Source organism: Kribbella sp. NPDC004138, assembly GCF_053603655.1.
Genome location: NZ_JBSGFZ010000010.1, coordinates 114804 through 138950, shown reverse-complemented (window position 1 = coordinate 138950; position 24147 = coordinate 114804). Strand labels below are relative to the sequence as shown.

Annotated in this window: 19 protein-coding genes; 11 read left to right on the top strand and 8 right to left on the bottom strand. The window is 69.5% G+C overall.

Features of this window, described 5'->3' with window-relative positions; translation table 11 throughout:
* A complete protein-coding gene (locus ACWEOO_RS16470; RefSeq protein ID WP_452143672.1) occupies positions 1 to 498 on the top strand; it encodes a DUF2867 domain-containing protein in 498 nt (165 codons plus the stop codon).
* Here the strand turns inward: ACWEOO_RS16470 and ACWEOO_RS16465 are convergent.
* From ACWEOO_RS16465 to ACWEOO_RS16450, 4 genes are all read right to left on the bottom strand, one after another.
* Positions 455 to 2281 (bottom strand): ABC transporter permease, encoded by a 1827-nt coding sequence (locus ACWEOO_RS16465; protein ID WP_452143671.1) that lies wholly within the window; start codon positions 2279 to 2281, stop codon positions 455 to 457. The two genes, ACWEOO_RS16470 and ACWEOO_RS16465, sit on opposite strands and share 44 nt — an antisense overlap.
* A gap of 69 nt (positions 2282 to 2350) precedes the next feature.
* Entirely contained in the window at positions 2351 to 2707 is a 357-nt protein-coding gene (locus ACWEOO_RS16460) for a hypothetical protein (RefSeq protein WP_359931810.1), read from the bottom strand.
* Positions 2708 to 2745: 38 nt separating this feature from the next.
* Positions 2746 to 5052 (bottom strand): CehA/McbA family metallohydrolase, encoded by a 2307-nt coding sequence (locus ACWEOO_RS16455; protein ID WP_452143670.1) that lies wholly within the window; start codon positions 5050 to 5052, stop codon positions 2746 to 2748.
* 50 nt (positions 5053 to 5102) lie between these two features.
* Entirely contained in the window at positions 5103 to 5657 is a 555-nt protein-coding gene (locus ACWEOO_RS16450; protein WP_363712481.1) for a TetR/AcrR family transcriptional regulator, read from the bottom strand.
* A 118-nt stretch (positions 5658 to 5775) separates the two neighbouring features.
* Here ACWEOO_RS16450 and ACWEOO_RS16445 point away from each other — a divergent pair, with 118 nt between their 5' ends.
* Complete coding sequence (locus ACWEOO_RS16445; protein WP_452143771.1) at positions 5776 to 8319, top strand: bifunctional FO biosynthesis protein CofGH; 2544 nt, start codon at positions 5776 to 5778, stop codon at positions 8317 to 8319.
* A 482-nt stretch (positions 8320 to 8801) separates the two neighbouring features.
* On the opposite strand, the gene ACWEOO_RS16440 is transcribed toward ACWEOO_RS16445, so the two are convergent.
* Together ACWEOO_RS16440 and ACWEOO_RS16435 are read right to left on the bottom strand one after the other, a co-directional pair.
* Positions 8802 to 9428, bottom strand: a complete 627-nt coding sequence (locus ACWEOO_RS16440; RefSeq protein ID WP_452143669.1) for a hypothetical protein — start codon at positions 9426 to 9428, stop codon at positions 8802 to 8804.
* Positions 9421 to 11343 carry an acyl-CoA dehydrogenase family protein gene (locus ACWEOO_RS16435; protein WP_452143668.1) on the bottom strand — a complete coding sequence of 641 codons (1923 nt, stop codon included), beginning with the start codon at positions 11341 to 11343 and terminating at the stop codon, positions 9421 to 9423. The genes ACWEOO_RS16440 and ACWEOO_RS16435 overlap by 8 nt, the downstream gene beginning before the upstream one ends.
* Before the next feature lie 100 nt (positions 11344 to 11443).
* On the opposite strand from ACWEOO_RS16435, the gene ACWEOO_RS16430 reads away from it, so the two are divergent.
* Genes ACWEOO_RS16430 through ACWEOO_RS16415 form a run of 4 tightly spaced genes read left to right on the top strand, consistent with a single transcriptional unit; the run spans position 11444 to position 14482 of the window.
* Positions 11444 to 11839: a TOBE domain-containing protein gene (locus ACWEOO_RS16430; RefSeq protein ID WP_359931786.1), complete on the top strand. Its 396-nt coding sequence runs from the start codon at positions 11444 to 11446 to the stop codon at positions 11837 to 11839.
* The gene (gene modA, locus ACWEOO_RS16425) at positions 11839 to 12621 is read left to right on the top strand and encodes a molybdate ABC transporter substrate-binding protein (RefSeq protein ID WP_452143667.1); all 783 of its coding nucleotides are present in this window, start codon (positions 11839 to 11841) and stop codon (positions 12619 to 12621) included. Before ACWEOO_RS16430 ends, modA begins: the two co-directional genes overlap by 1 nt.
* A complete protein-coding gene (gene modB, locus ACWEOO_RS16420; protein WP_452143666.1) occupies positions 12618 to 13424 on the top strand; it encodes a molybdate ABC transporter permease subunit in 807 nt (268 codons plus the stop codon). The genes modA and modB overlap by 4 nt, the downstream gene beginning before the upstream one ends.
* The gene (locus ACWEOO_RS16415) at positions 13421 to 14482 is read left to right on the top strand and encodes an ABC transporter ATP-binding protein (protein WP_452143665.1); all 1062 of its coding nucleotides are present in this window, start codon (positions 13421 to 13423) and stop codon (positions 14480 to 14482) included. Before modB ends, ACWEOO_RS16415 begins: the two co-directional genes overlap by 4 nt.
* Before the next feature lie 28 nt (positions 14483 to 14510).
* Here ACWEOO_RS16415 and ACWEOO_RS16410 read toward each other — a convergent pair whose 3' ends face one another.
* A complete protein-coding gene (locus ACWEOO_RS16410) occupies positions 14511 to 15137 on the bottom strand; it encodes a hypothetical protein (RefSeq protein ID WP_452143664.1) in 627 nt (208 codons plus the stop codon).
* A 350-nt stretch (positions 15138 to 15487) separates the two neighbouring features.
* On the opposite strand from ACWEOO_RS16410, the gene lanKC reads away from it, so the two are divergent.
* From lanKC to ACWEOO_RS16385, 5 genes are all read left to right on the top strand, one after another.
* Positions 15488 to 18043 (top strand): class III lanthionine synthetase LanKC, encoded by a 2556-nt coding sequence (gene lanKC, locus ACWEOO_RS16405; RefSeq protein ID WP_452143663.1) that lies wholly within the window; start codon positions 15488 to 15490, stop codon positions 18041 to 18043.
* Positions 18044 to 18047: 4 nt separating this feature from the next.
* Entirely contained in the window at positions 18048 to 18185 is a 138-nt protein-coding gene (locus tag ACWEOO_RS16400) for a SapB/AmfS family lanthipeptide (RefSeq protein ID WP_130387812.1), read from the top strand.
* Positions 18186 to 18306: 121 nt separating this feature from the next.
* The gene (locus ACWEOO_RS16395) at positions 18307 to 20154 is read left to right on the top strand and encodes a prolyl oligopeptidase family serine peptidase (protein WP_452143662.1); all 1848 of its coding nucleotides are present in this window, start codon (positions 18307 to 18309) and stop codon (positions 20152 to 20154) included.
* Entirely contained in the window at positions 20151 to 21803 is a 1653-nt protein-coding gene (locus ACWEOO_RS16390; RefSeq protein WP_452143661.1) for an ABC transporter ATP-binding protein, read from the top strand. The genes ACWEOO_RS16395 and ACWEOO_RS16390 overlap by 4 nt, the downstream gene beginning before the upstream one ends.
* Complete coding sequence (locus tag ACWEOO_RS16385; protein WP_452143660.1) at positions 21800 to 23485, top strand: ATP-binding cassette domain-containing protein; 1686 nt, start codon at positions 21800 to 21802, stop codon at positions 23483 to 23485. The genes ACWEOO_RS16390 and ACWEOO_RS16385 overlap by 4 nt, the downstream gene beginning before the upstream one ends.
* On the opposite strand, the gene ACWEOO_RS16380 is transcribed toward ACWEOO_RS16385, so the two are convergent.
* On the bottom strand, positions 23464 to 24063 hold the full coding sequence (locus ACWEOO_RS16380) for a response regulator transcription factor (protein ID WP_452143659.1): 600 nt from the start codon (positions 24061 to 24063) through the stop codon (positions 23464 to 23466). The genes ACWEOO_RS16385 and ACWEOO_RS16380 overlap by 22 nt on opposite strands.
* Positions 24064 to 24147: the final 84 nt, after the last annotated feature.

The following is a 24147-nucleotide window of genomic DNA, read 5'->3' as shown; positions in this document are numbered from 1 at the left end:
ATGCCGACCACCCTGCACGAACTCGACGACCTGGTGCCGGTCGTGGACGAGATCGACGTGAAGACGGCGCACGGCGACGTCACGCTGCGGGAGTTCGTCGCCGGCTCGCTGGGGCACAGCCCGCTGTGGATCAAGGGGCTGTTCGCCGTCCGGATGGCCGTCGCGGCAGTGCTTCGCCTCGAGACGACGGGGATCCCGGACACGCGACGGCTGCGGCCCGAGACTGTGAGTTTCACGCCGGGCGAGAAAGACGCGTTCTTCACCGTCGTGCGCGGCGAGGAAGACCACTACCTGCTGCTGAAGGTCACCGACAACCACCTGATCGGGTACCTCGCGTTCATCACCGACAACGAGCGGCCGGCCACGTTCAAGGTCGTCACCCTGGTGCAGTTCCTGCGCCCCACGGGGCGGTTCTACTACAACCTGATCCGCCCGTTCCACCATGTCGTCGTGCTCAGTATGTGCCGAGCCGGCGAGACGTCGCGCGATAGGCAGTGAGCGCTGCCGCGATCCCGACAACGGCCAACGCCGACACGAAGATCAGGCCGAGCAACTGCCACGGAATCACCAACGCTGCCAGGCCGTAAGGCCCTGCGGCGATCCCCGCGAGTGCCGCCGCGGCGACCAATGATCCAAGCAGTACGCCGACCACCACGACTGTCACCGACTCCACCAGGGCCACCGTCACGACCTGCCCTCGTGTCAGCCCGGCCAGCCGCGACAACCTGAACTCCTGCCGCCGGTCGGCCGTCGACATCACCACGGCGTTGACGACCGCGACCGCGGTGAAGATCCCCGCCAGCCCCATGAGCGCGGCGAACAGCCCGGAGTTGCTCCGCTGCTGCGCCTCACCGCGCGCCTGCGCCCATTGCTCGACGGTCTGGCCGTCCATCATGGCGCCAGGTGCGAGCTTCACCAGGGTCTCGGTCCGGCCGCCGGCCGGCAGCAGCCCCCGCGGGATGAAGAAGTTCTCGCTCACGTCGAGCGTCTCGGGCATGATCGCGACGACCTTCACCGCGACCGTTCTGTTGCCCAGCGCAACCTTGAGGGTCGATCCCAGCTTGTAGCCCTCGGCCGCCATTCCGGGCCCGATCGCGATCGTCCGTCCGGCCAGCCGGTCCAGCGATCCCTTCCGCGGCCGCAGTTCGTGGGTTTGCTGGTACGCCACCGGGTCGATCCCGATCGCCTCGGAGTACACCGTTTTCCGAAAACGTGTGACGGCGATCGGTACGGCGGTCTGCACCGAGGCGGCCGTGATCCCAGGCCCCGGCGGCACCGCGTGATCCGCGACGACATCGGCCGTGATCAACCGCTGCTGCTCGACCCCAACCGCCTTCGCCAGCGACCCGAACGTGCCCCACAGCCCGACGACCAGTCCGACGAGCACGATCAGCGGCGCCGCGGTCGCCGCGCTCCGCCGTACGGCGTGCAGCACGCCGGCCCGCGCGAGGTCGGCGATCACGTTGCCTCGGACAACCATCGCGGGCAGCCGGCCGGCCAGCGGGACCACGACCGGGCTCAACTGGCTCAGCGCCACGGCCCCGCTGATCATCACCACCAGCCCGATCATCAGTCCGGCCACGAGATCCCGCGCCGCCTGCGCCGCGATCATCAGCAGCACCGTGCCGGACGCGGCCGACAACCCCCAGAACCACCGCCATCGCGTCATCACCCGCCGCGCGGCCTGTCCCTCGACGATCGCCTCGAGTGCGTTGAACCGCGACGCCCGCCAGGCCGCGGCGAGCACGCCGGCCAGCGCGGTGCCGACGCCGACGATCATCGCCGCCCACATCGGGCCCTGATCCCAGGGCGCCTCGAACCACTCCGGCAACATCCCCAGCCGGACGAGCAACCACGACTGCGCCCAGGTCGCCAGCACCCCCACCGGCACCCCGGCCACGCTGCCGACGGCCCCGAGCAGGCCGGCCTCGGTCACGACCATGAGACAGAGGTATCCGCGCTGCGCCCCGACCAGCCGCAACAGCCCGAACTCGCGCCGCCGTTGCACGGTCATGAACCCGAACGTCGTGCTCACGATGAAAACGCTCAGGAAAACGGCCAGCATCACCGACATTCCGAGCAGCGTCGCGGCTCCGACGTACCCTTCGCGAACCTTCGCCCGCTCGAACGCCGACAACCCCGCGGGCAGCACCGGCCGATCCGTCGCAGCCAGCATCTGCAGCCCGGACAGCACCAAGCCGACCCCGAGCGCGACAGCGACCACCGCACCGGCGAACAGCTGCCACCTGGTCCGCAATGCCCCGACAGACAACCTCAGCATGCACCCAGCCAACCGGCCCGGACGCCGCCGCGCCCGGGCTCCAGCACCCGACCTCGGGTAGCTCGGGCGCTACCTGGCCGACAGCAGCAGATCGACGGTGCTGTGGTTGGCCAGGCCGCCGAGCGCGCCGAGAGCCCGGAAGGTCAGTGTCACGTCGACCACGGTCGGCGCGTCGAGCCGAACCCGGAACACGGTTTCTTGTCGATGCTCCCCGGTCAGCTCGTGTGCCGGCACCTCGAGCTGGAGCCCGCTGACCGGTTCGGACTCGACAACCAACGGCCCGGTGACGAAGCCGTCATTGACGACCGTCACGGCGATCGGGTGCCACTCACCCGGCGTCAAGGTGCCGATCGGCGCGCCGCTGCGGGCAACATTCACCCGCGCCTCCGGATTGATCGTGACCGCGATCGGCGCGTTGGTCTCCACCGGCCCGCAACACCCGATTGCAGGTGCGTGGTGAGTCATCAGTCGACCTCGCATTCCTCGAGCCGTGACAGGTAGACGGCCTGCGCCTCGTCGTACGCCTGCCGCGCCGCGTCCCGCTCGCTCTCCCGAATGAACCCGGACTTCGCCTTCCACAGCTGGTCGACGCAGTCGTGCAGCCACTGCGCGCTGCGGCGTGACGCCCGGACCGGCTGGCCGCCGACCTCGAGGAAGACCGGCTGGGTGTGCACGCTCCGCAGGATCCGCAACGCCAGCCAGGACGAGCGTTCCACCGTCACGTCGAAGGCGACCTCCTGCTCGGTGCCGTCGGCAACCACTTCCTGGGACGCCACCGCGAAGCCGTTCACCACCAGCTCGACGACGACCGAGCGCGACGTACCGATCCGGGCGCGCTCGAGGTGCCAGCCGACCGGCGCGCTGTACGCCGGACGCCCCGCCGGCGGTGGCGGCGGCTGCTCGGGCAGCCAGGCGGCCACGGTCGCGCTGACCCGCACCTGCCCGGGCGCGTCCAGCGGATGCTCGCGACCGACGTCACCGTCGACCACCAGATCGAAGACGTGACTGCGGCCGTCACCGAAGTAGGACGCTTTCTCGCGGAGTCCGGCGATCCAGGCCTCGATCGCCTGCGGGCCCGACGGCGGATCGGTCAGTCGCACATACGTGCGGCCGACTCCGGGGCCCTCGTCGTAGATGCACGGGTAGTCGGTCTCGCCGAGCATCAACGTGCGATAGCCGACGCTCAGCAGGTGGTACCAGATGTTCAGCTCGGACGCGGGCGCGAACTCGGCGCCGCACTGGAAGTCGGCGGCCCCGAGCGGTACGTCGACGACGATCTCGTTCGAGCCGATGCTCTGGAACGACGGCACGACGTAGTTGGGCAGCTCTTCGGTGCCGACCGCCAGACCGAGCCCGCAGTGCGCGTACCCGACCAGGGCGTTCTGCGCCTTGCCCCAGCGCATGACGGGCAGGTTCCACGACGGCCAATCCTCGATCAGCGACGTCTCTGGGTAGTCCTGGTCGGACAGCCCGAGCAGGATCACGTGACCGGAATGGCTGGACGGAAAGCCTGATACCTCGACGTCGTACCGCAGGGCGCTCTCGCCGTCGCGGTCCGTCGGCCTGGGCGTCCACGTCATGCCCTGTGCGGCTTGCATCTCCGGGTACTCCAGATCGGCCGCCGGGCTGATCGACTCACCGCTGAAGAACTGCTTCTGGTGGTAGTAGCACGGCGCCCAGGTGAGCACGCTGCCGAGCCACAGTCCTTCGCCGCGGACATGCCGGATCATCGTCTCGGGCGTGACGCCTTCGCTGGGGACGTTGTAGTGCGAGCATCCGCCGGCATGGATGTGCGGGTCGCCGGAGTAGTACCCGCGGCTCGCCGGATCGACCCAGCGGTCGAGTGTGATCGGAATGCTGTCTGTTTCCGTGCCGACCTCGGTGTCCAGCAGCACCGGCCGGTACTCGGGCCCGCGGATCGCGGAAACCCGGTACTTGCCTTCGGGCAGCCGGACCACCTCGCCGGTCGCCCGGTAAACGTGTTCGTGGAAGAACATGTCCGGCGCCAGACGCATCGCCTTCGACGGGTACGAGCGACCTTGCCCGTCCTGGATGGTGATCGCGGCCATACAGCTGCGGCCGTCGGGCTCGCGGATGTCGAGCTGGATCTCTCGCGCCGGCGCGCAGTCGAACTCGAACGAAGCGCCGTACTCGCGCACCTCGAAGCCCGTCCGCTGACCGGCGATTCGCAGCGGCGACCGGCTCAGACTCCTGTGGTTGTGCTCGTCCGCCGCGAACAGCATCACTCCACCCGACCGAACACCGTCGTCGCGGGCGTAGAGGCTGATGACCTTGTACTCGACCTCGAGGCCGGACAGTTCACCGGGCGCGGCGAGCTTCGTGTCCAGCCACGCGTGCTTGATCCGCGGGACGACCGTCAACGTGTCGTGCAGCGCGATCCGGGCCGAGTGGCTCTGGTGGTCGATCAGTCCGTACGTGCCGCCGTCCCACGTCGCCAGCTCAGCCTCGATGCGGTGCGGATTCGCCACCCGTACGAGGAAACTCCGCCAGCCGTGCTGGACCAGGCGTGGCGGCGCGGCACCGGGCGTGCTCAGCGCCATGCCCTGCTCGTCGATCGACACGTCCACCAGGACGAACGGCCGCAGTAGGGTCTCGAGCTGGCTGCGGCGCTCGGCCTCGCTCAGCGAACTGCTCTCGAGCTTGGACAGTTGGGTGACAGCGTCGGCGGGTAGCGGATCGCCGAGTTCCTGCAGTTTCCGGGCGGCGCGGACCGCGGACGCGAACAAGGGCTGCACTGGTGGCTCTGACACCGAGGGACCTCCCTGATGGCGAGTTCCTTCGCGACCCTACTCGGCACCGGCTACCTCAGCACCTCCAATAACGCGGCGACGTCCGCCTGGTCCAGGTCGCGGGCACCGATCAGGGCCTGCATCAGCAGACCGTCGAGCGCGGCCACCAGGAGTCTCGCCTTTTGCGGATCCGCCGTGAAGGCGCGGGCGATTTCCGTCAGCGGCTCCAACCACGCCCCGGCCGTCTCCCGCAGATCCGGCCGCCGGGCCGCGAACAGGTACAGCTCGTACAGCGCCAGAGTCCGCCCACGGCGCCGTACGACGCTGTGCTCGATCAGCCTGGCCAGCTCGTCGGCCGGCCGCGCGCCCAGCTCGCTCCCGCGGCCGTGCAGCTCGGCGGCGAGGTCCTCGGCGGCCGACTGCAACGCGGCGACCAGCAGGTCGTCCAGTGTCGGAAAGTGATAGGTGATCGACGCAATCGACACGTCCGCCACGGCGGCCACCGCGCGATGGCTCACACCTGCGACTCCGTCGCGTTCGATCACGGTCAGCGTCGCCGCGAGCAGCTCGCCGCGGCGCTGCTCACCGCGCACCCGGCGCCCGTCGACACCCCGCCTGACCTGCACGAACAGCAAACTATCAGGACGTTCGTACGGATTGATTTTGCTCTCCGGAATCGCGGGATCCAGCGTTTTCCGCGACTTAGGCTCGGATCTCGTGGCCCCCTCAGAACTGACGACAGCGATGCGGCGCGCGCTGAAGCGCGCGGATGACGGCAAGACCCTCGACCCGGCGGAGGTGGAGGTGCTGCTCGGCGCGAGCGGTGACGCACTGACCGCGCTGATGGCGACCGCGGCCCGGGTCCGCGACCAGGGCCTGGCCGATGCCGGCCGGCCCGGGATCATCACGTTCTCGAAGAAGGTCTTCATCCCGCTGACGCGGCTGTGCCGGGATCGCTGTCACTACTGCACGTTCGCGACCACGCCCGGCCGGGTGCACGCGCCGTACCTGTCGCCGGACGAGGTGCTGGAAATCGCGCGGCAGGGTGCCGCACTGGGCTGCAAGGAAGCGCTGTTCACGCTCGGCGACGCACCGGAAGAACGGTGGGACGCGGCGCGGACGTGGCTCGACGAGGCCGGGTACGACAGCACGCTCGACTACGTCCGGGCGATGGCGATCCGGGTCCTCGAGGAGACCGGCCTGCTGCCGCACCTGAACCCGGGCGTGATGTCGTGGCAGGACCTGCAGCGGTTGAAGCCGGTCGCGCCGAGCATGGGGATGATGCTGGAGACCACGTCACGGCGGCTGTTCGAGGAGAAGGGCCAGCCGCACTTCGGATCGCCGGACAAGGACCCGGCGGTCCGGCTCCGGGTGCTCGAGGACGCCGGGCGCTCGAACGTGCCGTTCACGACCGGGCTGCTGATCGGCATCGGGGAAACGTTGACGGAACGTTCCGACTCGATCTTCGCGCTGCGGAAAATCGCCAGGCAGTACAACGGCATCCAGGAAGTGATCATCCAGGGTTTCCGGGTGAAGCCGGACACCGCGATGCGCAACGACGCCGACGTACCGCTGGACGAGTGGCTGGCCGCGATCGCCGCGACGCGGATCGTGCTCGGGCCGCGGGTTCGCGTCCAGGCGCCGCCGAACCTGGTCGATCTGGCGGAGTGCCGGGCGCTGCTGGACGCGGGTGTTGACGACTTCGGCGGGGTCTCGCCGCTGACGCCCGACCACGTGAACCCGGAGCGGCCGTGGCCGCAGATCGACGACCTCGCGAAGGTGACCGCCGATGCCGGGTTCGTGCTGCGCGAGCGGCTCACCGCGCATCCGGAGTACCTGCGGGAGCCCTGGCTCGATCCGCGGCTGATCTCGCACGTCGAGGCGCTCGTCGACCCGGCCACCGGTCTGGCGAACGAGGACGCGAAGCCGGCTGGTCTCCCGTGGCAGGAGCCCGACGGCGGGTGGGACAGCGTCGGCCGCACCGACCTGCACACCGCGATCGACACCGAGGGCCGGCGCACGGAGACCCGCTCCGACTTCGACGCCGCCTACGGCGACTGGGACGTCCTCCGCGAACAGGTCGCCGAACGCCGCGCCGCCGAAGCGCCGGCAACCACGCCAGGCATCGGCGAGGTGCCTGGCTCGACCGCACCTGAGCGGATCGCTGCCGATGTGAAGGCGGCCTTGGCCGCTGCTGAGCGTGACCCGGCGGGGTTGTCGGATGCGCAGGCGTTGACGTTGATGACTGTGACCGGGCCGGCGCTGGACCAGCTCGCGCGGATCGCCGACGACTTGCGGAAGGCAACGGTCGGCGACGACGTGACCTATGTCGTGAACCGGAACATCAACTTCACCAACGTCTGCTACACCGGCTGCCGGTTCTGCGCGTTCGCGCAGCGACGCACCGACGCCGACGCCTACTCGCTGTCGATGGACGAGGTCGGCCAGCGCGCCGAGGAAGCCTGGGTGATCGGCGCGACCGAGGTCTGCATGCAGGGCGGTATCCACCCGGACCTGCCGGGTACGGCGTACGCCGATCTCGTCCGCGCGGTCAAGGACCGGGTGCCGGACATGCACGTCCACGCCTACTCGCCGATGGAGATCGTGAACGGCTCGGTGCGGACCGGTCTGTCCATCGAGGAGTTCCTGATCTCGGTGAAGGAGGCCGGGCTGGACAGCATCCCCGGCACCGCGGCCGAGATCCTCGACGACGACGTCCGCTGGATCCTCACCAAGGGAAAGTTGCCGACGGCAAGCTGGATCGAGGTGATCAGCACCGCGCACAAGGTCGGCCTGCCGTCCAGCTCGACGATGATGTACGGCCACGTCGACGCGCCGCACCACTGGGTCCAGCACCTGCGCACGATCGCCGCCGTCCAGGACGAGACCGGCGGCTTCACCGAGTTCGTCCTGCTGCCGTTCATCCACCAGAACTCGCCGATCTACCTGGCCGGCGTGGCGCGGCCGGGCCCGACGTACGACGAGAACCGCGCGGTGCACGCGATGGCGCGGATCATGCTGCACGGCCGCATCGACAACATCCAGTGCTCGTGGGTGAAGCTCGGCGTCGACGGCTGCGTCGCCGTCCTGAACGGCGGCGTCAACGACATCGGCGGCACGCTGATGGAGGAGACCATCAGCCGGATGGCCGGATCCAAGCACGGCAGCCGCAAGTCGATCGCCGAACTGACCGCGATGGCGACCGCCGCCGGCCGCCCGGCGCGCCAGCGCACCACGACGTACGGTGACGTCCCTGCCCGCCCGGCCACGGAGCTCGAACTGGCCTGACGACTCGCCGGGCCGGCGGCTTGTCCAGCCCAGCAACGAGTCTTGACAACTGGTTAGTTGTTGCGGCAGGCAACATCTGCACGGAAAGTGAAGGAAGTTTTACTGAGCGTTGCTTACTTCAAAGGCAATGCAAATGTTTGAACCCGAGGATTCCCGGTACGCCGGGCGCCGTGACAACGTTCAGTTGTCGGCGACGGACGGGTCGCCGGCGCAAGGTCCAGGTGGTTCCCGCAGCACTCCCGTCCGCGACCGGACTGTACCTCCCCTGCCGGTCACGGAATGAGACGCGGGTCCGCCCTCCTTCGGGCCACTGCCCTCTCGGGGCAACAGCAGGACGCCGGCCGTGTCGGTGGGGTGTTGGTCGCCAGTGAGGTGGCGACCAACGCCCGGCACGGTCGGCGTTTCTTTCTGGAGGCTGCCTTGCTGTACCGGTGCTGCTGGGGACCGGTACAGCGGGCAGCTTTCTGGTGCGTGCAGACCTTCTAGTACGGGTAGGTGTCGTCGCGACGCGTCGGGTCCAGGTCCCACAGGGAGAACTGGACGACCTTGTGCGACTCCTCGCCGCCGCCCGGGACGAGCCCGAACGACTCGTACTCCTTCGAGCCCAGCCCGTCGAGGTAGCAGAGCAGCTCGAAGGCCGACTGCGCGTCCTCGATGTCGTCGATGACCTCGTCGTTCTGCGCCTCGTCCGCGCGGCTGCGCACGTACTGCACGAAGGCGTCCGGGTCCGTCACCACGTAGTCGTAGCGCGCCTGGTAGCTGAGCCGGACCCCGTTCTCCGGGACCAGCGGCTCGTCGAGCTCCTCGAGGTCGTCCAGCGGGCTGCCCTCGACGATCTCCCGGTAGTCCGCCGGGTCGTCGAAGTCGTCCGGTCCCAGCGGCAGGTCGTCCAGCTCGTCGGGGTCGTACGAGTCGATCCCGAGGAAGATGTCGCCCCAGCCTCGTTCGTGGACGGCGTCCGCGAGCGCCCGGGCCTGGACCCGGACGTTCTCGATCGCGCCGGTGGCCCGCAGGTCGTGCAGATCCAGAGCGTCAGCCTGCTCCAGGAGCACCCGGGCGAGTTCACGGGCGGCCTCGGCGGCCGAGGCGGGTTCGATCGGCTCACTCATGCTGTGACGGTACAACCATGGGCACCTCCACTGCCGAGCCCGGTACTCCGAACGCGTCGACGAGCTCCACCGCCGCCGGCCGGACGGCCGCGCACAGCTCGTTGACCAGCGCGGTGATCGCCTTCGACCGGCCGGGCGACAGCCGCCCGTGCTCGAGATACCACGCACGCTCCGCCTCGATCGTGGCCAGCGCGTGCAGGTCGTACAGCTCCTGCAGGCGCGGCCGGATCTCGTCCGGCGCATTCCGCACCGCGGACTGGAACGCTTCGAGCACGACCCGGTCCACATGGGCGCGGCCGGCGGCGATCACATGGTCCTGGCACCGGTTGAAGACGTCGAACGGCTCGTCCCCCGCATCGATCCCCGCCTTCAACCGCCGCGCCACCCCGGACAGCATGTGCTCCTCCCGGAACCGCAGCAGGCCCGAGTGGTACGCGTCGTCGCGCAACCCCGCGTCGGGGTCGGCGGTGTCGCTGCGATTCGGTACGGCGTCGCGCAGCCGCTCGATCAACGGTCGCAGCGCCGCCTTCTCGACTGCGATCTCCACGGCCTGCGCGGCGACGAACCGCGCGGTGCTTAATGGGTCCAGCTTGCCGAAGGACTCGCGGTAGTCCGTCAACAGGCCCTTCGCGACCAGCTGCAGCAGGACCGTGTTGTCGCCCTCGAAGGTGGTGAACACATCGGTGTCCGCCTTCAGCGTCGCCAACCGGTTCTCGGCCAGATAACCCGCGCCGCCGCAGGCCTCCCGGCACATCTGGATCGCCTCGGTCGCATGCCACGTCCCGAGCGCCTTCGTCCCGGCCGCCTGCGCCTCCAGGGCGCGCCGGTCGTGCTCGTCCCGGTCGTCGCTGAACACCCGGACGAACTCCTCCACCAGGTCGGCCTGCGCGAAGTGCAGCGCATACGTCCGCGCGAGCAGCGGCAGCAGTCTGCGCTGATGCATCCGGTAGTCGAGCAGGAGCGCCTCCTCGTCGCTTCCCGGTGCGCCGAACTGGCGCCGCTGCGCGGCATACCTGATCGCGATCGTCAGGGCGACCTTGCTCGCGTTGATCGCGGCGCCGCCGACCGAGACCCGGCCCTGCACCAACGTGCCGAGCATCGTGAAGAACCGGCGGTCCGGATTCTCGATCGCACTGGTGTAGTTGCTGTCAGCATCGACCTGGGCGTAGCGGTCGAGCAGGGCGTCCCGCGGGACGCGGACCTGGTCGAAGACGATCCGCCCGTTGTCGACGCCGTTCAGCCCGAGCTTCGGACCGCAGTCCGACAACGTCACGCCCGGCAGTGCCGAACCGTCCGCGCCCCGGATCGGCACCATTAGGCAGTGCACCCCATGACGCTGCCCGCCGACGACCAACTGCGCGAACACGGCCGCCATCCGCCCATGGCGCGCCGCGTTGCCGATGTAGTCCTTGCGCGCCGCCGCGGTCGGCGTGTGCACGACGAACTCCTCGGTCGCCTCGTCGTACGTCGCCGTCGTCCCAAGGGCCTGCACGTTCGACCCGTGACCGGTCTCGGTCATCGCGAAGCAGCCGAGCAGCCGCCCGCTGATCGCGTCCGCCAGGTATCGCTCGTGATGTCTCTTCGTCCCGAGGTGCAGGATCGCGCCGGCGAACAGGCCGAACTGCACACCGGCCTTGACCATCAGCGACAGGTCACCGAAGGCCAGCATCTCGAAGGCCGCGATGAACCCGCCCAGGTCCGCCTCTCCGCCGTACTCCTTCGGGTAGCCGCGCCCGGGCAGCCCGTCCGCGGCCGACTCCAGCAACAGGTCCAGGATCCGGTCCCGGTACTCGTCGCGCGGCAGCCGCACCGCCAGCTCACCCAGGTCGGCGTGCGCGGCCAAGCCGGCCCGCACGACGTCCCGCGCCGCCTTGTGCGGCCCGTCCAAGTAGTCCCGCATCGCCGATGTGCTCATGTCCTCTAACTTACGAGGAATCGCCGCTACTTTCCGTCACCGTTCTCTGACTGTGGAAAAGCTGGCATCAATCCGCATCTACGGCGGTACGCTTTCTCTCGTGCCGAATTTGCGGATCAGCGAGGCAGCCGCGCTCTTGGGCGTCAGCGACGACACGGTGCGGCGCTGGATCGAGCAGGGCCGGTTGGCGTCGAAACAGGCGAGCGGGCGGATGGCCGTCGACGGGCAGGCGCTCGCCGCGTTCGCCCAGGAGCTGGCCGACTCCCCGGAGCCGGGTCACACGGCCGCGGCCTCGGCGCGGAACCGGATGCGGGGCATCGTCACCCGGGTTCTCAAGGACGGCGTGATGGCCCAGGTCGAGATGCAGGCCGGGCCCTTCCGCGTCGTCTCGCTGATGAGTCGTGAGGCCGCGGACGAGCTCGGTCTGGAGCCCGGCGTCGTGGCCGTCGCCTCCATCAAGTCCACCCATGTCGTCGTCGAGATCCCGGAGGCCTGATGGTCCGCCGTACCGCGTTCGCCGTCCTCGCCGCTGTCGCCGCGCTCGCCCTGGCAGGGTGCGGCGAGGACACTCCGGCCGCGTCGTCATCGTCGGGCAACTCGGCGACGCCGACGGTGTCCGGGACCGTCGAGGTGTTCGCCGCCGCTTCCCTGACCGGCACGTTCACCCAGCTCGGCAAGGACTTCGAGGCCGCGCACCCCGGCGTGAAGGTGCACTTCAACTTCGCGGGCAGCTCGGCGCTGGCGAAGCAGATCAACGAGGGCGCGCCCGCGGACGTGTTCGCCTCGGCGGCGCCGAAGAACATGGACGACGTGAAGGACAAGGGCACGCCGACGACCTTCGTGAAGAACACGCTGGAGATCGCCGTGCCGAAGGGCAACCCGGGCGGGATCACCGGGATCAAGGACTTCGCGGACAAGGACAAGAAGATCGCGATCTGCGCCGCGCAGGTCCCGTGCGGAGCGGCTGCGGAGAAGGTGTTCAAGGCCGTCGGGATCACCGCACAGCCCGACAGCCTCGAGCAGGACGTGAAGGCGGCGCTCACCAAGGTCGGTCTCGGTGAGGTCGACGCGGCGCTCGTGTACAAGACCGACGTACTGTCCGCCAAGGACAAGGTCGAGGGCATCGAGTTCCCGGAGTCGGCGGAGGCCGTCAACGAGTACCCCATCGCCACGTTGTCCGAGGCTCCGAACCCGGACGGGGCCAAGGCCTTCGTGGAGTATGTGCTGTCCGACAAGGGCAAGGCCGTGCTGACCGCGGCGGGCTTCGACGCGCCATGAGTCGTCGGAGCAGGAGTACGAGCGGGCGCGTCCCTCTCGTGCTCTTGCTGCCTGCACTGCTCGGGTTGGCGTTCCTGGTCGTTCCGTTGATCGGCCTGCTCGCCAAAGCCCCTTGGTCGACGCTGCCGGGGCAGCTGTTCAGCGCTGAGGTGTGGCAGGCGCTGAGGCTGTCATTGGTCTGCGCGACTGCTGCGACTGTTGTGTGTTTGCTGCTGGGCGTCCCGCTCGCATGGCTCCTCGCTCGTGGCGGACTGCCCGGCCGGAGCGTGATCCGGGCGTTGGTGACGGTTCCACTGGTGCTGCCGCCAGTGGTCGGCGGTGTTGCGCTGCTGCTGGTCCTCGGGCGGCGAGGTCTGATCGGTCAGCACCTCGATGCCTGGTTCGGCATCTCGTTGCCGTTCACGACCGCCGGTGTGGTCGTCGCCGAGGCGTTCGTGGCCATGCCGTTCCTGGTGATCTCCGTCGAGGGCGCACTGCGTGCCGCCGACCCGCGGTACGAGGAGGCAGCCGCAACACTCGGTGCTGGACGGTGGACCACCTTCCGGCGCGTCACGCTTCCTTCGATCGCACCAGGGATCGTTGCCGGCACGGTTCTGTGCTGGGCGCGCGCACTGGGCGAGTTCGGCGCCACCATCACGTTCGCGGGCAACTTCCCCGGCCGTACGACCACAATGCCGCTGGCCGTGTACCTGGCGCTGGAGACAGACCCTGACGTGGCTGTCGTACTGAGTCTGGTGCTCCTGCTCGTTTCTGTCGTCGTACTGGCTTCTCTTCGCGAGCGCTGGATCGGTGGACTGCGGTGACCCTGTACGCCGACCTACGGGTGCGCCGCGGCTCCTTCGGTCTCGCGCTGGACCTGACGGTCGAGCCGGGCGAGGTCGTCGCGCTGCTCGGGCCCAACGGCGCTGGGAAGACCACAGCGCTGCGTGCGATCGCCGGACTGCTCGCGCTGGACAGCGGCCGTATCGCCCTGGACTCCACAGTGTGGGACGAGCCGCCGGGCATCTTTCGTACGCCGGACCGCCGGCCGATCGGGGTCGTGTTCCAGGACTATCTGCTCTTCAACCACTTGAGCTGCTTGGAGAACGTGGCCTTCGGACTGCGCGCCCGCGGTGTCGAGAAACAGACCGCCCGGGTGGAGGCTGCGCGTTGGCTCGACACCGTCGGCCTGTCGCAGTACGCCCGTACTCGTCCCCGCGCGCTGTCCGGCGGCCAGGCTCAGCGGGTCGCCCTGGCGCGAGCACTGGCCACGGACCCTGAGCTCCTCTTGCTCGACGAACCGCTCGCCGCCCTGGACGCGAGCACGACTCTGCACGTCCGCGCCGAACTGGGTCAGCACCTTAGGCGCTTCGAAGGGCGCACGCTGCTCGTGACGCACGACCCGCTGGACGCCATGGTCCTGGCCGACCGCCTGATCATCATCGAGAACGGTCAGGTCGTCCAGGAAGGCAAGCCCACCGAGGTCGCCCATCGCCCGCGCACCGACTACGTAGCTCAACTGGTCGGCCTCAACCTCTACCGCGGCAACGCATCCGGCACCACAGTCACCCTCACAGAGGGCGGCATGATCACCCTCGCCGAACCGGCGACCGGTCCGGTGCACGTGGCCTTCCCACCCGCAGCCGTCAGCTTGTACCCCGAGCACCCGTCCGGCAGCCCCCGCAACACCTGGCCCGCCGTCGTCACCGGCATCGAGCAGCACGCCCACACCGTGCGCGTCCGCCTGAACGCGGCCCCCGCCGGCCCCGCCGACCTCCTCGCCGACATCACCACCGCCGCGGTCGCCGACCTCCACCTCACCCCCGGCCAACCCCTCCACACCACCCTCAAAGCCACCGAGGTCCACACCTATCCGGTGTAGAGCCGGTAGCTGCGCTCCGCGCGCTCTTTCAACGTCTTCGGCCCAGGCTCGGCAGTCCACCGCTGACAGTCCTGATACTGACGCTCCGCTGGGAACGCGAACTCTGGCGGTCGGCTTCGACCGCCATGCGCCAGCGCTGGGCGGTTGTCAGCTCTTTGGGACGCTTGGCCTTCTTCTGAACCACAGGTGTTATGGGCTTGGCGTTCTGGAGCCGCCGAACGACTCGTCGCGACGCATACAGCGCAGGAGTGCGCGCCTCGTCGTCATCTGACTTCAGGCGTCGCGCCTTGCTAGTACAGGCGTCACAGCTCGGGTAATTGGCCGGACGCCAGTCGTCCTCCCACCAAGGCGCCGTCAGGGGGGTACCGCACAGTGCGTGTCCTGGCTTGTTCGAATTCAACTGATGGACGACGTCGTCGTGCGCCAGAACAAACCACTCGTAGTCCAGCGCGCATCTGATGCGCCGACATCCGCTGCACCGCGGATAGTTGTCCGGCGACCAGTCTGCTTCCCACCACGGCTCGACCCATCGTTGGCCGCAGAGGGCCAGAGCCGGACGCCGCGGATCGAGTCGGTGCACCTCGTCGTCGTGATCCAGAACGTGCCACTCGTAGTCGAGCGCAGCGCTTGGCAGTCGAACGCCATCGACCTTCATCGCATGTCCCCAGTTCTGCGTGCTGGTCAGGGCAGTCCAGTCTGCCAAGCGACCACGACGCTTGCCAGGGTCAAACGCCGTCGGCCTATGTCTGCCGAGGCCGTGCGGACCGACCTCGCACGAGGCACAGCCGCTGAGGTTACGGGCCGTGATGGGGTTGTCGTGGATTGACATGGTGTTACGGGGCGATTCACGCTCGCGGTGCGCAGTACTGTAACGAAGAGTGTTTACCTACTCACTCGTAGTGTGTGGGTTCTTCACACGAGAGTGATGACATCGTGCACTACGCCGATCCTGCTCCGGGCGCCCAAGATGTGGCGGGCACCAACGGAAAGGGGGGTCGGACAGTCATGCACGAGAGCTACGAGTTCTACTGCCTTGCGGATCGGCGGTTCTACGAGACGCCGGCCAACCGTGGTGCCCAGCATCCGGATTTCGCGATCACCCAGCGGCCGGTGCCAGGCGGGTGGCGGCACGTGCCGGGCGAGCAGTGGATGCACTACGCGCCGGAGAATCTCCAGCTCCCCCTGCAGGGCTGGAAGGTTCACGTCTCGGCACGGCTCCAGGACGTCGAGCGGACGCTCGACGCCGTGTGGGAGTACTGCGTCCCGCGCGGCATCGCGTTCAAGTACCTGCGCAACGAGGCCGTCCTGGTGATGGTCAACTCCAAGGCCGCTCCCCGCGGGTCGAGCGGCAAGCTGGTGACGATCTACCCGACCGACGAGGCCCAGCTCGAGCTGGTGCTGAAGGAGCTGAACGAGGTCCTCCAGGGCGTCGAAGGCCCTTACATCCTGAGCGATCTGCGCTACGCCGACGGCCCGCTGTTCGTGCGGTACGGCGCCTTCGTCAGCAGGCACTGCCTCTCGCCGACCGGCGAGCGCGTGCTCGCGATCGAGGACGCCAACGGCACCCTCGTGCCGGACCATCGCGGCCCGACCTTCGTCACGCCGCCGTGGGTCCAGTTGCCTGACTTCCTGCAGCCGCATCTCGACGCACGCAACGCGGTCACCACCAACGACCTCGCATACACGATCGACGGCGTCATCCAGTTCTCCAACGGCGGCGGTGTGTACCTCGGCCACCACAACGAGACCGGCGACCGCGTCGTCCTCAAGGAGGGCCGTCCGTACGCCGGGCTCGACATGTCCGGGCGGGACGCGGTCGCGCGGATCGCCCACGAGCGCGACATCCTCGAGCAGCTCGCCGGCCTGGACGCCGTACCGAGGACGCACGACTACCTCCAGCTCGGCGACCACCACTTCCTCGTGCAGGAGCACATCGACTCGGTGTCACTGCAACGCGAGCTGGTCCGGCGGTATCCGCTGACGCACCCGGACGCAACCGAGGCCCAAAAGGCCAGGTACGCCGAGTGGGCGACCGCGATGATCGCCAAGGTCGGCGAGGCCGTCGGGCAGTTGCACGAGCGCGGTGTCGTGTTCTGCGACCTGCACCCGGACAACCTGCTCCTCGACGTGAACGGCGAGCTCACGCTGATCGACTTCGAGGTCGCGACCAGGGCCGAGGACCGGGCCCGCTCGACGCTCGCCCATCCCGGGTACGCCGCTCCGCAGGACCGGCAAGGCGTCGACGTCGACCGGTATGCCCTGGCCTGTATCGCGCTCGGCGTCTACGCGCCGCAGGCAACGATCCTGCTGAATCTCCATCCTGGTAAGGCGTTCCAGCTCGCGGACATGATCGCCGAGACGTTCCCCGTGGCGCGCGACACCCTCGATGACGCGGTGCGTACGATCGTCGGCGCCGACGCGACCAACGAGCTGGACGGCATCGCACTCCCTGGCCGGGCCGGCTGGACCGACGTACGTGAGGCGCTCACCAAGGCGATCGTCGCGAGCGCGACACCGGAGCGCACCGACCGGCTGTTCCCCGGCGACATCGCGCAGTTCCGCGACGGCGGCGGCATCGACCTCGCGACCGGTGCGGCCGGCGTCCTGTACGCGCTGGCCAAGACCGGAGCCGGCCGTTTCCCGGAGTACGACGACTGGCTGCGCAAGCAAGCCGTCAGCACCGCGACGGGCCCCGGGCTGTACGACGGTCTGCACGGCGTCGCCCATGTCCTCGACGAGCTGGGCTACCGGCAGGACGCGCTGGACCTGGTCGACCGCACTCTCGCCGACGACTGGAGCTCCCGCGAGCTCGGGCTGCACTCCGGCCTCGCCGGCATCGGCCTGAACCTGCTGCACTTCGACACCGAGCCGGCGCTCCGGGCGAAGGCGGTCCGGGTCCTCGACCTGGTCGCCGACCGGCTGGAGACCGACGTACCGGAGATCAGCGGCGGGCAGCACGCACGTGCCGGCCTGATGTACGGCTCGTCCGGCCCGGCGCTGCTGTTCCTGAACGCCTTCGAGCAGCTCGGTGACACCGGACTGCTCGATCTCGCGGAGATCGCGATCCGGCAGGACCTGAAGCGCACCGTGCTCACCGAGGACGGGATGCGCCAGGTCAACCAGGGCTGGCGAACCCTCCCCTACCTGGAAGAGGGATCCGTCGGCATCGCACTCGTCCTCGAGCGCTACCTGCGCCACCGTCCGTCCGACGAGCTGAGCGCGCAACTGCAGGAGCTCAAGCGGGTCACCCACTGCGACTACTACGTCCAGCCAGGGCTGTTCATGGGCCGCGCCGGGATTCTCCTCGCTGCTGCCGCGCTCCAAGACCAGGTCGACGACCTGGTGCAGGGTCTCGGCTGGCACGCGATGCCGTTCGAGGGCGGTCTCGCGTTCCCGGGCAACCAGTTGCTCCGTCTCTCGATGGACCTGGCGACCGGATCGGCCGGCGTCCTGCTGGCCCTGGGCACGGCGCTGCACGACGCGCCGGTGTCCCTCCCGTTCCTCGGACCTCCCCAGTGGTCCGAGTCCCCATCCCGACGAACCGCACCGAAGGAGGTGTAAAAACATGGCACTTCTCGACCTTCAAGGTCTGGAGACCCCGGGTTACGGCCACGGCGGCCACCACCACGGCGGCTCCACGCTGACCGTGCTGGGCTGCGCTTCGCAGACCCCGAGCAACCTGAGCCTGCTGCTCTGCCACTGATACGGCACCTGTATTGCCAGGTAGTGAGGCCCTGGGTGGTGACCCACCCAGGGCCGACCTGTAGCCCCGGGCCTGCCTGCTCGTTGTGTTGGTGGGACAAGGGGAGTGAGGTGATCGACCCGTGCAGTCTTATCCATGCGCCGAGCGTCTGACGCTCGTGGAGCAGGTGCACGGTAATGATGTCGCGGATCCGTACCGCTGGCTCGAGGACTCCACGGCCGCGCAGACCGAGCGATGGCTGCGGGACCAGGACGAGCTCTGGCTGACGTACGCCGCGTCGCTGACCAGCCGGTTCGGCTGGAAGAACCACGTCCGGCGGTTGTCGGACGTCAGCAGCGTGTCCACGCCCGACTGGCGCGGAGACCGCTGCTTCACGCTGCGCCGCGCGGCCGGGCAGCAGCACGCCGTCCTGTACGTCGACGAGACGCCGCTGATCGATCCGAAGCAGCTCGACCCGACCGGCCTGACCACGCTCGACGCCTGGCAGCCCTCGCCGGACGGCACGAAGCTGGCGTTCCAGCTGTCCCGCGGCGGTGACGAGCGCTCGTCGCTGAGCGTCCTGGACATCGCGAGCGGCCAGGTGGTCGACGGGCCGATCGACGGCTGCCGCTACTCGCCCGTCACGTGGCTCCCCGACGGAAACACCTTCTACTACGTGCGCTTGCGGCAGGTGCGCCGTCACCGCCTGGGTGACCCCGACGACGTCACGGTCCTCGCCGCGGAGGCGTCGTACGGCCTGGAGATCAGCGCCGACGGCCGCTGGCTGACGATCTGTACCGCGACCGACGTGTGGCTCGCCGACCTGACCACCGACGCACCGCCGCGGCATCTGCCGCAGGACGCGACGACGATCATGTCAGTGGGTCCGGACGGCCGTCTGTACGTCGTCACCGCGCAGGACTCGCCCGCCGGGCGGATCTGCGTCGGCGACCCGACCGAGCCGACGGTCTGGCACGACTACCTCCGCCCGGACAAGCCGCTGACCGGCCTGGCGATCCTCGACGACGTGGTCCTGGTCAGCACGACCAACGAGATCACCGTGCACGACCGGGAGAGCGGCCGGCTGCAAACGATCCTGGACCTCCCCGGCAGCGGGTCAGTGGGTGCGTTGACGGCCCACGGCAACCGGGCCTGGTTCAGTTACACGGACAGCGTGACGCCGCCGGCCGTCTACTGCTACGACGCGAGCACCCGCACCACCACTGGAGACGTCGCTGCGCGGGAAGCCACGATGCGCCGGCTGACGACCAGAACAGGTGTCGAGCTACAGGTGATCGGCGAGCCGGGGCCGCGTCCGACGATCCTCTACGGATACGGCGGATTCGGGCAGTCGCTCACGCCGGCGTACTCCGCCTTCACGCTGGCCTGGGTCGAAGCAGGCGGGACCTTCGTGACGGCGACCGTTCGCGGCGACGGCAGCTCGCACCACGCCGGAACGCGCCACCACAAGCAGGACGTCTTCGACGACTTCATCGCCGCCGCCGAGCACCTGATCGCCGACGGTTGGACCACCGCCGACCAGCTCGCCATCTGCGGCGAGTCCAACGGCGGCCTGCTGACGGCGGCCGCGCTCACCCAACGCCCAGAGCTGTTCGCCGCCGCGGTCTGCTCGGCCCCGCTGACCGACATGATCCGCTACGAGCTCACCGGGCTGGGCGAGCGCTGGACCACGGAGTACGGCACGGTGCAGGACGCAGACGACTTCGAGACCCTGCTCTCCTACTCGCCGTACCACCGCGTCGCCGACGGCGTGAAGTACCCGGCCGTCCTGCTGACAGCCTTCGGGAACGACACCCGCGTGGATCCCTTGCACGCAAGGAAACTGTGCGCGGCGCTGCAACACGCGACGGCCGGCAGTCGACCGGTCCTGCTGAGGTTCGAGCCGGACGCCGGGCACACCACCGGCGGCATCAGCCTCGCCGCCGACATGCTCGCGTTCGTCGCGGACCAGACCGGTCTCCGCCGATGATCACCTTCAAGGAGGTGGCCAAGCGCGGGCGGGGCTGGTTGCCGCTGATCGGGGTCAACGCGCTCATCGGCAGCGCCGTCACACTCGCGCTTCCGGCGGTCCTCGGGCGTTCGGTCGACTCGATCGTGGCCGGCGCCGGGTACCCGCGCTGGCTGGTCGTCGCGGCGTCGCTCATCGGGCTCGGCATCGCGGCCAGCATCATCGACGCGTTCGCGGGCGCGGCCTGCGTCGCCGAGACCACGTCCTGGCTCCGCCACCGGCTGGTCCGGCACGTCGTCCGCGGCGGCCCCGGCGGCACGCGCGACTTCGAGACCGGCGACCTCGTCACCCGCGTCTCGGCCAATGCGACCGACGCCGCCCAGGCCGGGCCGGCCGCGGTGACCGCGATCGCGGCGGTCGCTCCCCCGCTCGGCAGCCTCGTCCTGCTGGCCGTGATCGACCCGTGGCTGGCGGCCGCGTTCTTCGGCGGCGTCCTGCTCGTGGTCCTCGTGCTCTGGACCTTCGCCAAGCGGACCGCCGACGTCAGCCTGGCGTATCAGGAGACCCAGGGCCGGATCGCCGCGCTGCTGTCGGAGGCGCTCACCGGCATCCGCACGATCACCGCCGCCGGTACGACGGAGCGCGAGGAGCGCCGCATCCTCGGGCTGATGCCCGAGCTGCACCGCAACGGCGTCGTCACCTGGCGGATCCTGGCCCGCTCCGGCGCGCAGGCCGCGGTTGTCGGCCCGCTCGTCCTGGTCGCGGTCCTGGCCGTCGGCGGCATCCAGCTCGTCGGCGGCGACATCACCGCGGGAGAGCTGTTCGCCGCCTCGCAGTACGCCGTGCTCGGGGCCGGTCTCGGCAACCTGACCAGCGTGCTCGGCGAGCTCGCCCGCGCCAAGGCCGGCGTCCGGCGGTCCGCCGAGGTGATCGCGGTCGAGCCCGTCGCGCACGGTACGTTGACGCTGCCGTCCGGCCCCGGGCAGCTGACGTTCGACGGTGTCAGCGTGGTCGCCGACGGGAACGTCCTGCTGGACAACGTGAGTCTCGAGCTCCCCGGTGGCCTGACGGTCGCGGTCGTCGGCCCGAGCGGCGCCGGAAAGTCCGTGCTCGCGGCGGTCGCGGCGCGGCTGCGGGATCCGTCGACCGGCCAGGTCTCGCTGGACGGCGTACCGTTGCAGGCCGTCAGCCGGCATGCGCTGCGGAGCGCGGTCGGGTGTGCGTTCGAGCGCCCGCAGCTGGTCGGCCGGACGATCGGCGAGGCGATCGACCCGCACGCGGTCAGCCCGGTCCGCACGCTCGCGGCCGCCCGTGCCACACATGCCCACGACTTCGTCAGCCGGCTGCCCGACGGGTACCTCACTTCGTTGCGCAAGGCACCGATGTCCGGCGGCGAACGGCAGCGCCTCGGCCTGGCCCGGGCTTGGCCGGCCCGCCGGCTCCTGGTCCTCGACGACGCCACGTCGAGCCTGGACACCGCCACCGAGCGCCAGATCAGCCGCACCCTCACCGAGGACCGGAACCGCCGCACCCGCCTGATCGTCACCCACCGCCCGGCCACCGCGGCCCGCGCCGACCTGGTCATCTGGCTCGACCACGGCCAGGTCCGCGCCATCGCCCCCCACGCCGACCTCTGGCACAACACGTCGTACAGGGCCGTTTTCGGGTGAAACGCGAGCTGTCGTACGGCGCTGCTGCGCTGCGGAAGCGGGCCGCGGTCGGGTTGATCGGGTGGTCGGTTCCGGAGATTCTGCCGACGGCGGTGTACGGGATCGCGGTGGCGCGGGCGACGGACAGCTTTCTCGGTGGTCATGCGTGGCAGGGAATCGCCTGGCTGGGCGGGCTGGTCGCGACCGCCGGTCTGGGCGCGGCCGGCGCGCGTCAGGTGTACGGGCGGCTCGGGGAGCTGGTCGAGCCGTTGCGGGACGATCTGGTCCGGCGGGTCGTCGGTGGCGCGCTCCGGACCGCGGACGACGGCGCCGTCGCCCGTCTGAACCGGCAGGTCGAGATCGTCCGGGACACGTTCGCGGGCCTGGTCCTCGTGCTGCGCAGTTTCGCGGTCACGCTGTTCGGCGTCCTGACCGGGTTGCTGTCGCTCGCTCCGCTCGTCGCCGCCTTCGTCGTACCGCCGTTCCTGCTGGGGTTCGCGTTGTCGCTCGCGGTGCTCGGGATGGCGGCGGACCGCGTGCGTGCGTCACTGACTGCGGACGAGGACCTCGCGGCCTCGGCCGGGATGGTGTTCGGCGGCGTCCGCGACATCAGCGCCTCCGGGACCGAGGAGTACGCCGAATGGCTGGCCGGCGTGCCGATCGAGGCGCATGCGGCAGCGGAACGCGCACTGGCGAAGGTCTCCGCGCTACGGACGATGTGCTTCGCCGTGGGCGGCTGGTTGCCGCTGCTGATCCTGCTCGCGACCGGACCGTGGTTGGTGGGCCGCGGCGTCAGCACAGGTACGTTGCTCGGCGGACTGACCTATGTCCTGATCGGCCTCCAACCGGCGCTGAACACGGTGATGAACGCCCTCGGCGACAGCGGTCTGCGCTACGTCATCACGCTCGGCCGGATCCTCGACACGTCGACCCCGACCGACGCGCCGCGCACCGTCGACGTACTCAATGGCTATCAGGTCCGGCTGCGCGGACTGACCTTCGCGTACGGCCCCAAGGCCGAGCCCGTGCTCGACAAGCTCGAACTCACGATCCCCGAAGGCGAACACCTCGCCGTCGTCGGCCCTAGCGGTATCGGCAAGTCGACGCTGGCCGGGCTGGTCTGCGGCATGCTGACTCCGACCGACGGTCATTTGCAGCTCGGCGGTGTTCCGCCGGCCGATGTCAGCGTCGAGCGGCTCGCGCAGACCCGGGTCCTGATTCCGCAGGAGGCGTACGTCTTCAGCGGCACCGTGCGCGACAACCTCGCCTATTTGTTGCCTGACGCAACAGATCATCAGCTGGAGCTCGCCGCGAAGACCGTCGGCGCCGAGCAGTTCGTCGAACGTCTCGGCGGCCTGCACGCCACGGTCCGTCCGGGCGAGCTCTCCGCCGGCGAGAAGCAGTTGCTCGCGCTGGTCCGCGCCTACCTGTCGCCCGCGCCGCTCGTCGTGCTCGACGAGGCGACCTGCTTCCTCGACGCGGAGGCCGAGCGCCAGGCCGAGGAAGCCTTCGCCAAGCGCGAGGGGACGCTGGTCGTCATCGCGCACCGGATCAGCTCGGCGCTGCGGGCCAGGCGGATCCTCGTTCTCGACGGCAACAAGGCCACCCTCGGGACACACGCCACGTTGATGCGCACGTCCCGGATGTACCGCGACCTGCACGGCAACTGGACACCCGGCCCTCAGATCCAGCCCGCGTCCTGAGCCTTCCGGATCGCCTCGATCCGGCTCCGAGAGCCGGTCTTGGCGAGGATCCTGGACAAGTAGTTCCGCACGGTGCCCGCGCTCAGGCTGAGAGTCCGGGCGACCTCCTGTGCGGTCGCGCCGGTGGTGACCTGGCGCAGTACTTCGCACTCCCGGTCGGTGAGCGGGTTGTCGCCTGCCTTCAGCGCGGCCACCGCCAGCCGGACGTCGACCACGGGCAGCCCCTTCGCGACGTCGCGCACGGCCTGCACCAGTTGCTCGGTCGTCGCGTCGGTCGCGATCAGGCCGATCCGCGGCGCCTGCTTCACCAGCGCCAAGCTGGTCGCGGCGATCGCCTCATGGTCGATCAGCACCAGCACGCCGCGCCCCGCGAGCTTGCGGCAGAGCTCCTCGATCCGGATCCGGCCGGGCAACTGCGGGTCGAGCAGGAACACCTCCGGACGTCGCCCCGCCACCTGGAGGACGTCCTCCGAGCGGTCCAGCTCGGCCACCACGTCCAGGTCGTTCTCCCTTGCCAGCACCGCGGCCAGTGCACCACGCACCAACGTGCCGCGATGGCCGAGAGCCACTCGGATCACCGCTTCTGCCCCCATCACCGTCTGTCGCCGCACCACCCCCAGCGGTGAAATCCAGCTGCCGGACGGCGGTTGCCCGTGTTTCGA

What these genes read in the sequence shown, in the direction of transcription:
- modA (WP_452143667.1), top strand. Translation starts at nt 11,839, where the DNA reads ATGGTCCGCCGTACCGCGTTCGCCGTCCTCGCCGCTGTCGCCGCGCTC.
- ACWEOO_RS16410 (WP_452143664.1), bottom strand. Translation starts at nt 15,137, where the DNA reads ATGAAGGTCGATGGCGTTCGACTGCCAAGCGCTGCGCTCGACTACGAG.
- modB (WP_452143666.1), top strand. Translation starts at nt 12,618, where the DNA reads ATGAGTCGTCGGAGCAGGAGTACGAGCGGGCGCGTCCCTCTCGTGCTC.
- ACWEOO_RS16400 (WP_130387812.1), top strand. Translation starts at nt 18,048, where the DNA reads ATGGCACTTCTCGACCTTCAAGGTCTGGAGACCCCGGGTTACGGCCAC.
- ACWEOO_RS16465 (WP_452143671.1), bottom strand. Translation starts at nt 2,281, where the DNA reads ATGCTGAGGTTGTCTGTCGGGGCATTGCGGACCAGGTGGCAGCTGTTC.
- ACWEOO_RS16445 (WP_452143771.1), top strand. Translation starts at nt 5,776, where the DNA reads ATGCGGCGCGCGCTGAAGCGCGCGGATGACGGCAAGACCCTCGACCCG.
- ACWEOO_RS16470 (WP_452143672.1), top strand. Translation starts at nt 1, where the DNA reads ATGCCGACCACCCTGCACGAACTCGACGACCTGGTGCCGGTCGTGGAC.
- ACWEOO_RS16390 (WP_452143661.1), top strand. Translation starts at nt 20,151, where the DNA reads ATGATCACCTTCAAGGAGGTGGCCAAGCGCGGGCGGGGCTGGTTGCCG.
- ACWEOO_RS16435 (WP_452143668.1), bottom strand. Translation starts at nt 11,343, where the DNA reads ATGAGCACATCGGCGATGCGGGACTACTTGGACGGGCCGCACAAGGCG.
- lanKC (WP_452143663.1), top strand. Translation starts at nt 15,488, where the DNA reads ATGCACGAGAGCTACGAGTTCTACTGCCTTGCGGATCGGCGGTTCTAC.
- ACWEOO_RS16440 (WP_452143669.1), bottom strand. Translation starts at nt 9,428, where the DNA reads ATGAGTGAGCCGATCGAACCCGCCTCGGCCGCCGAGGCCGCCCGTGAA.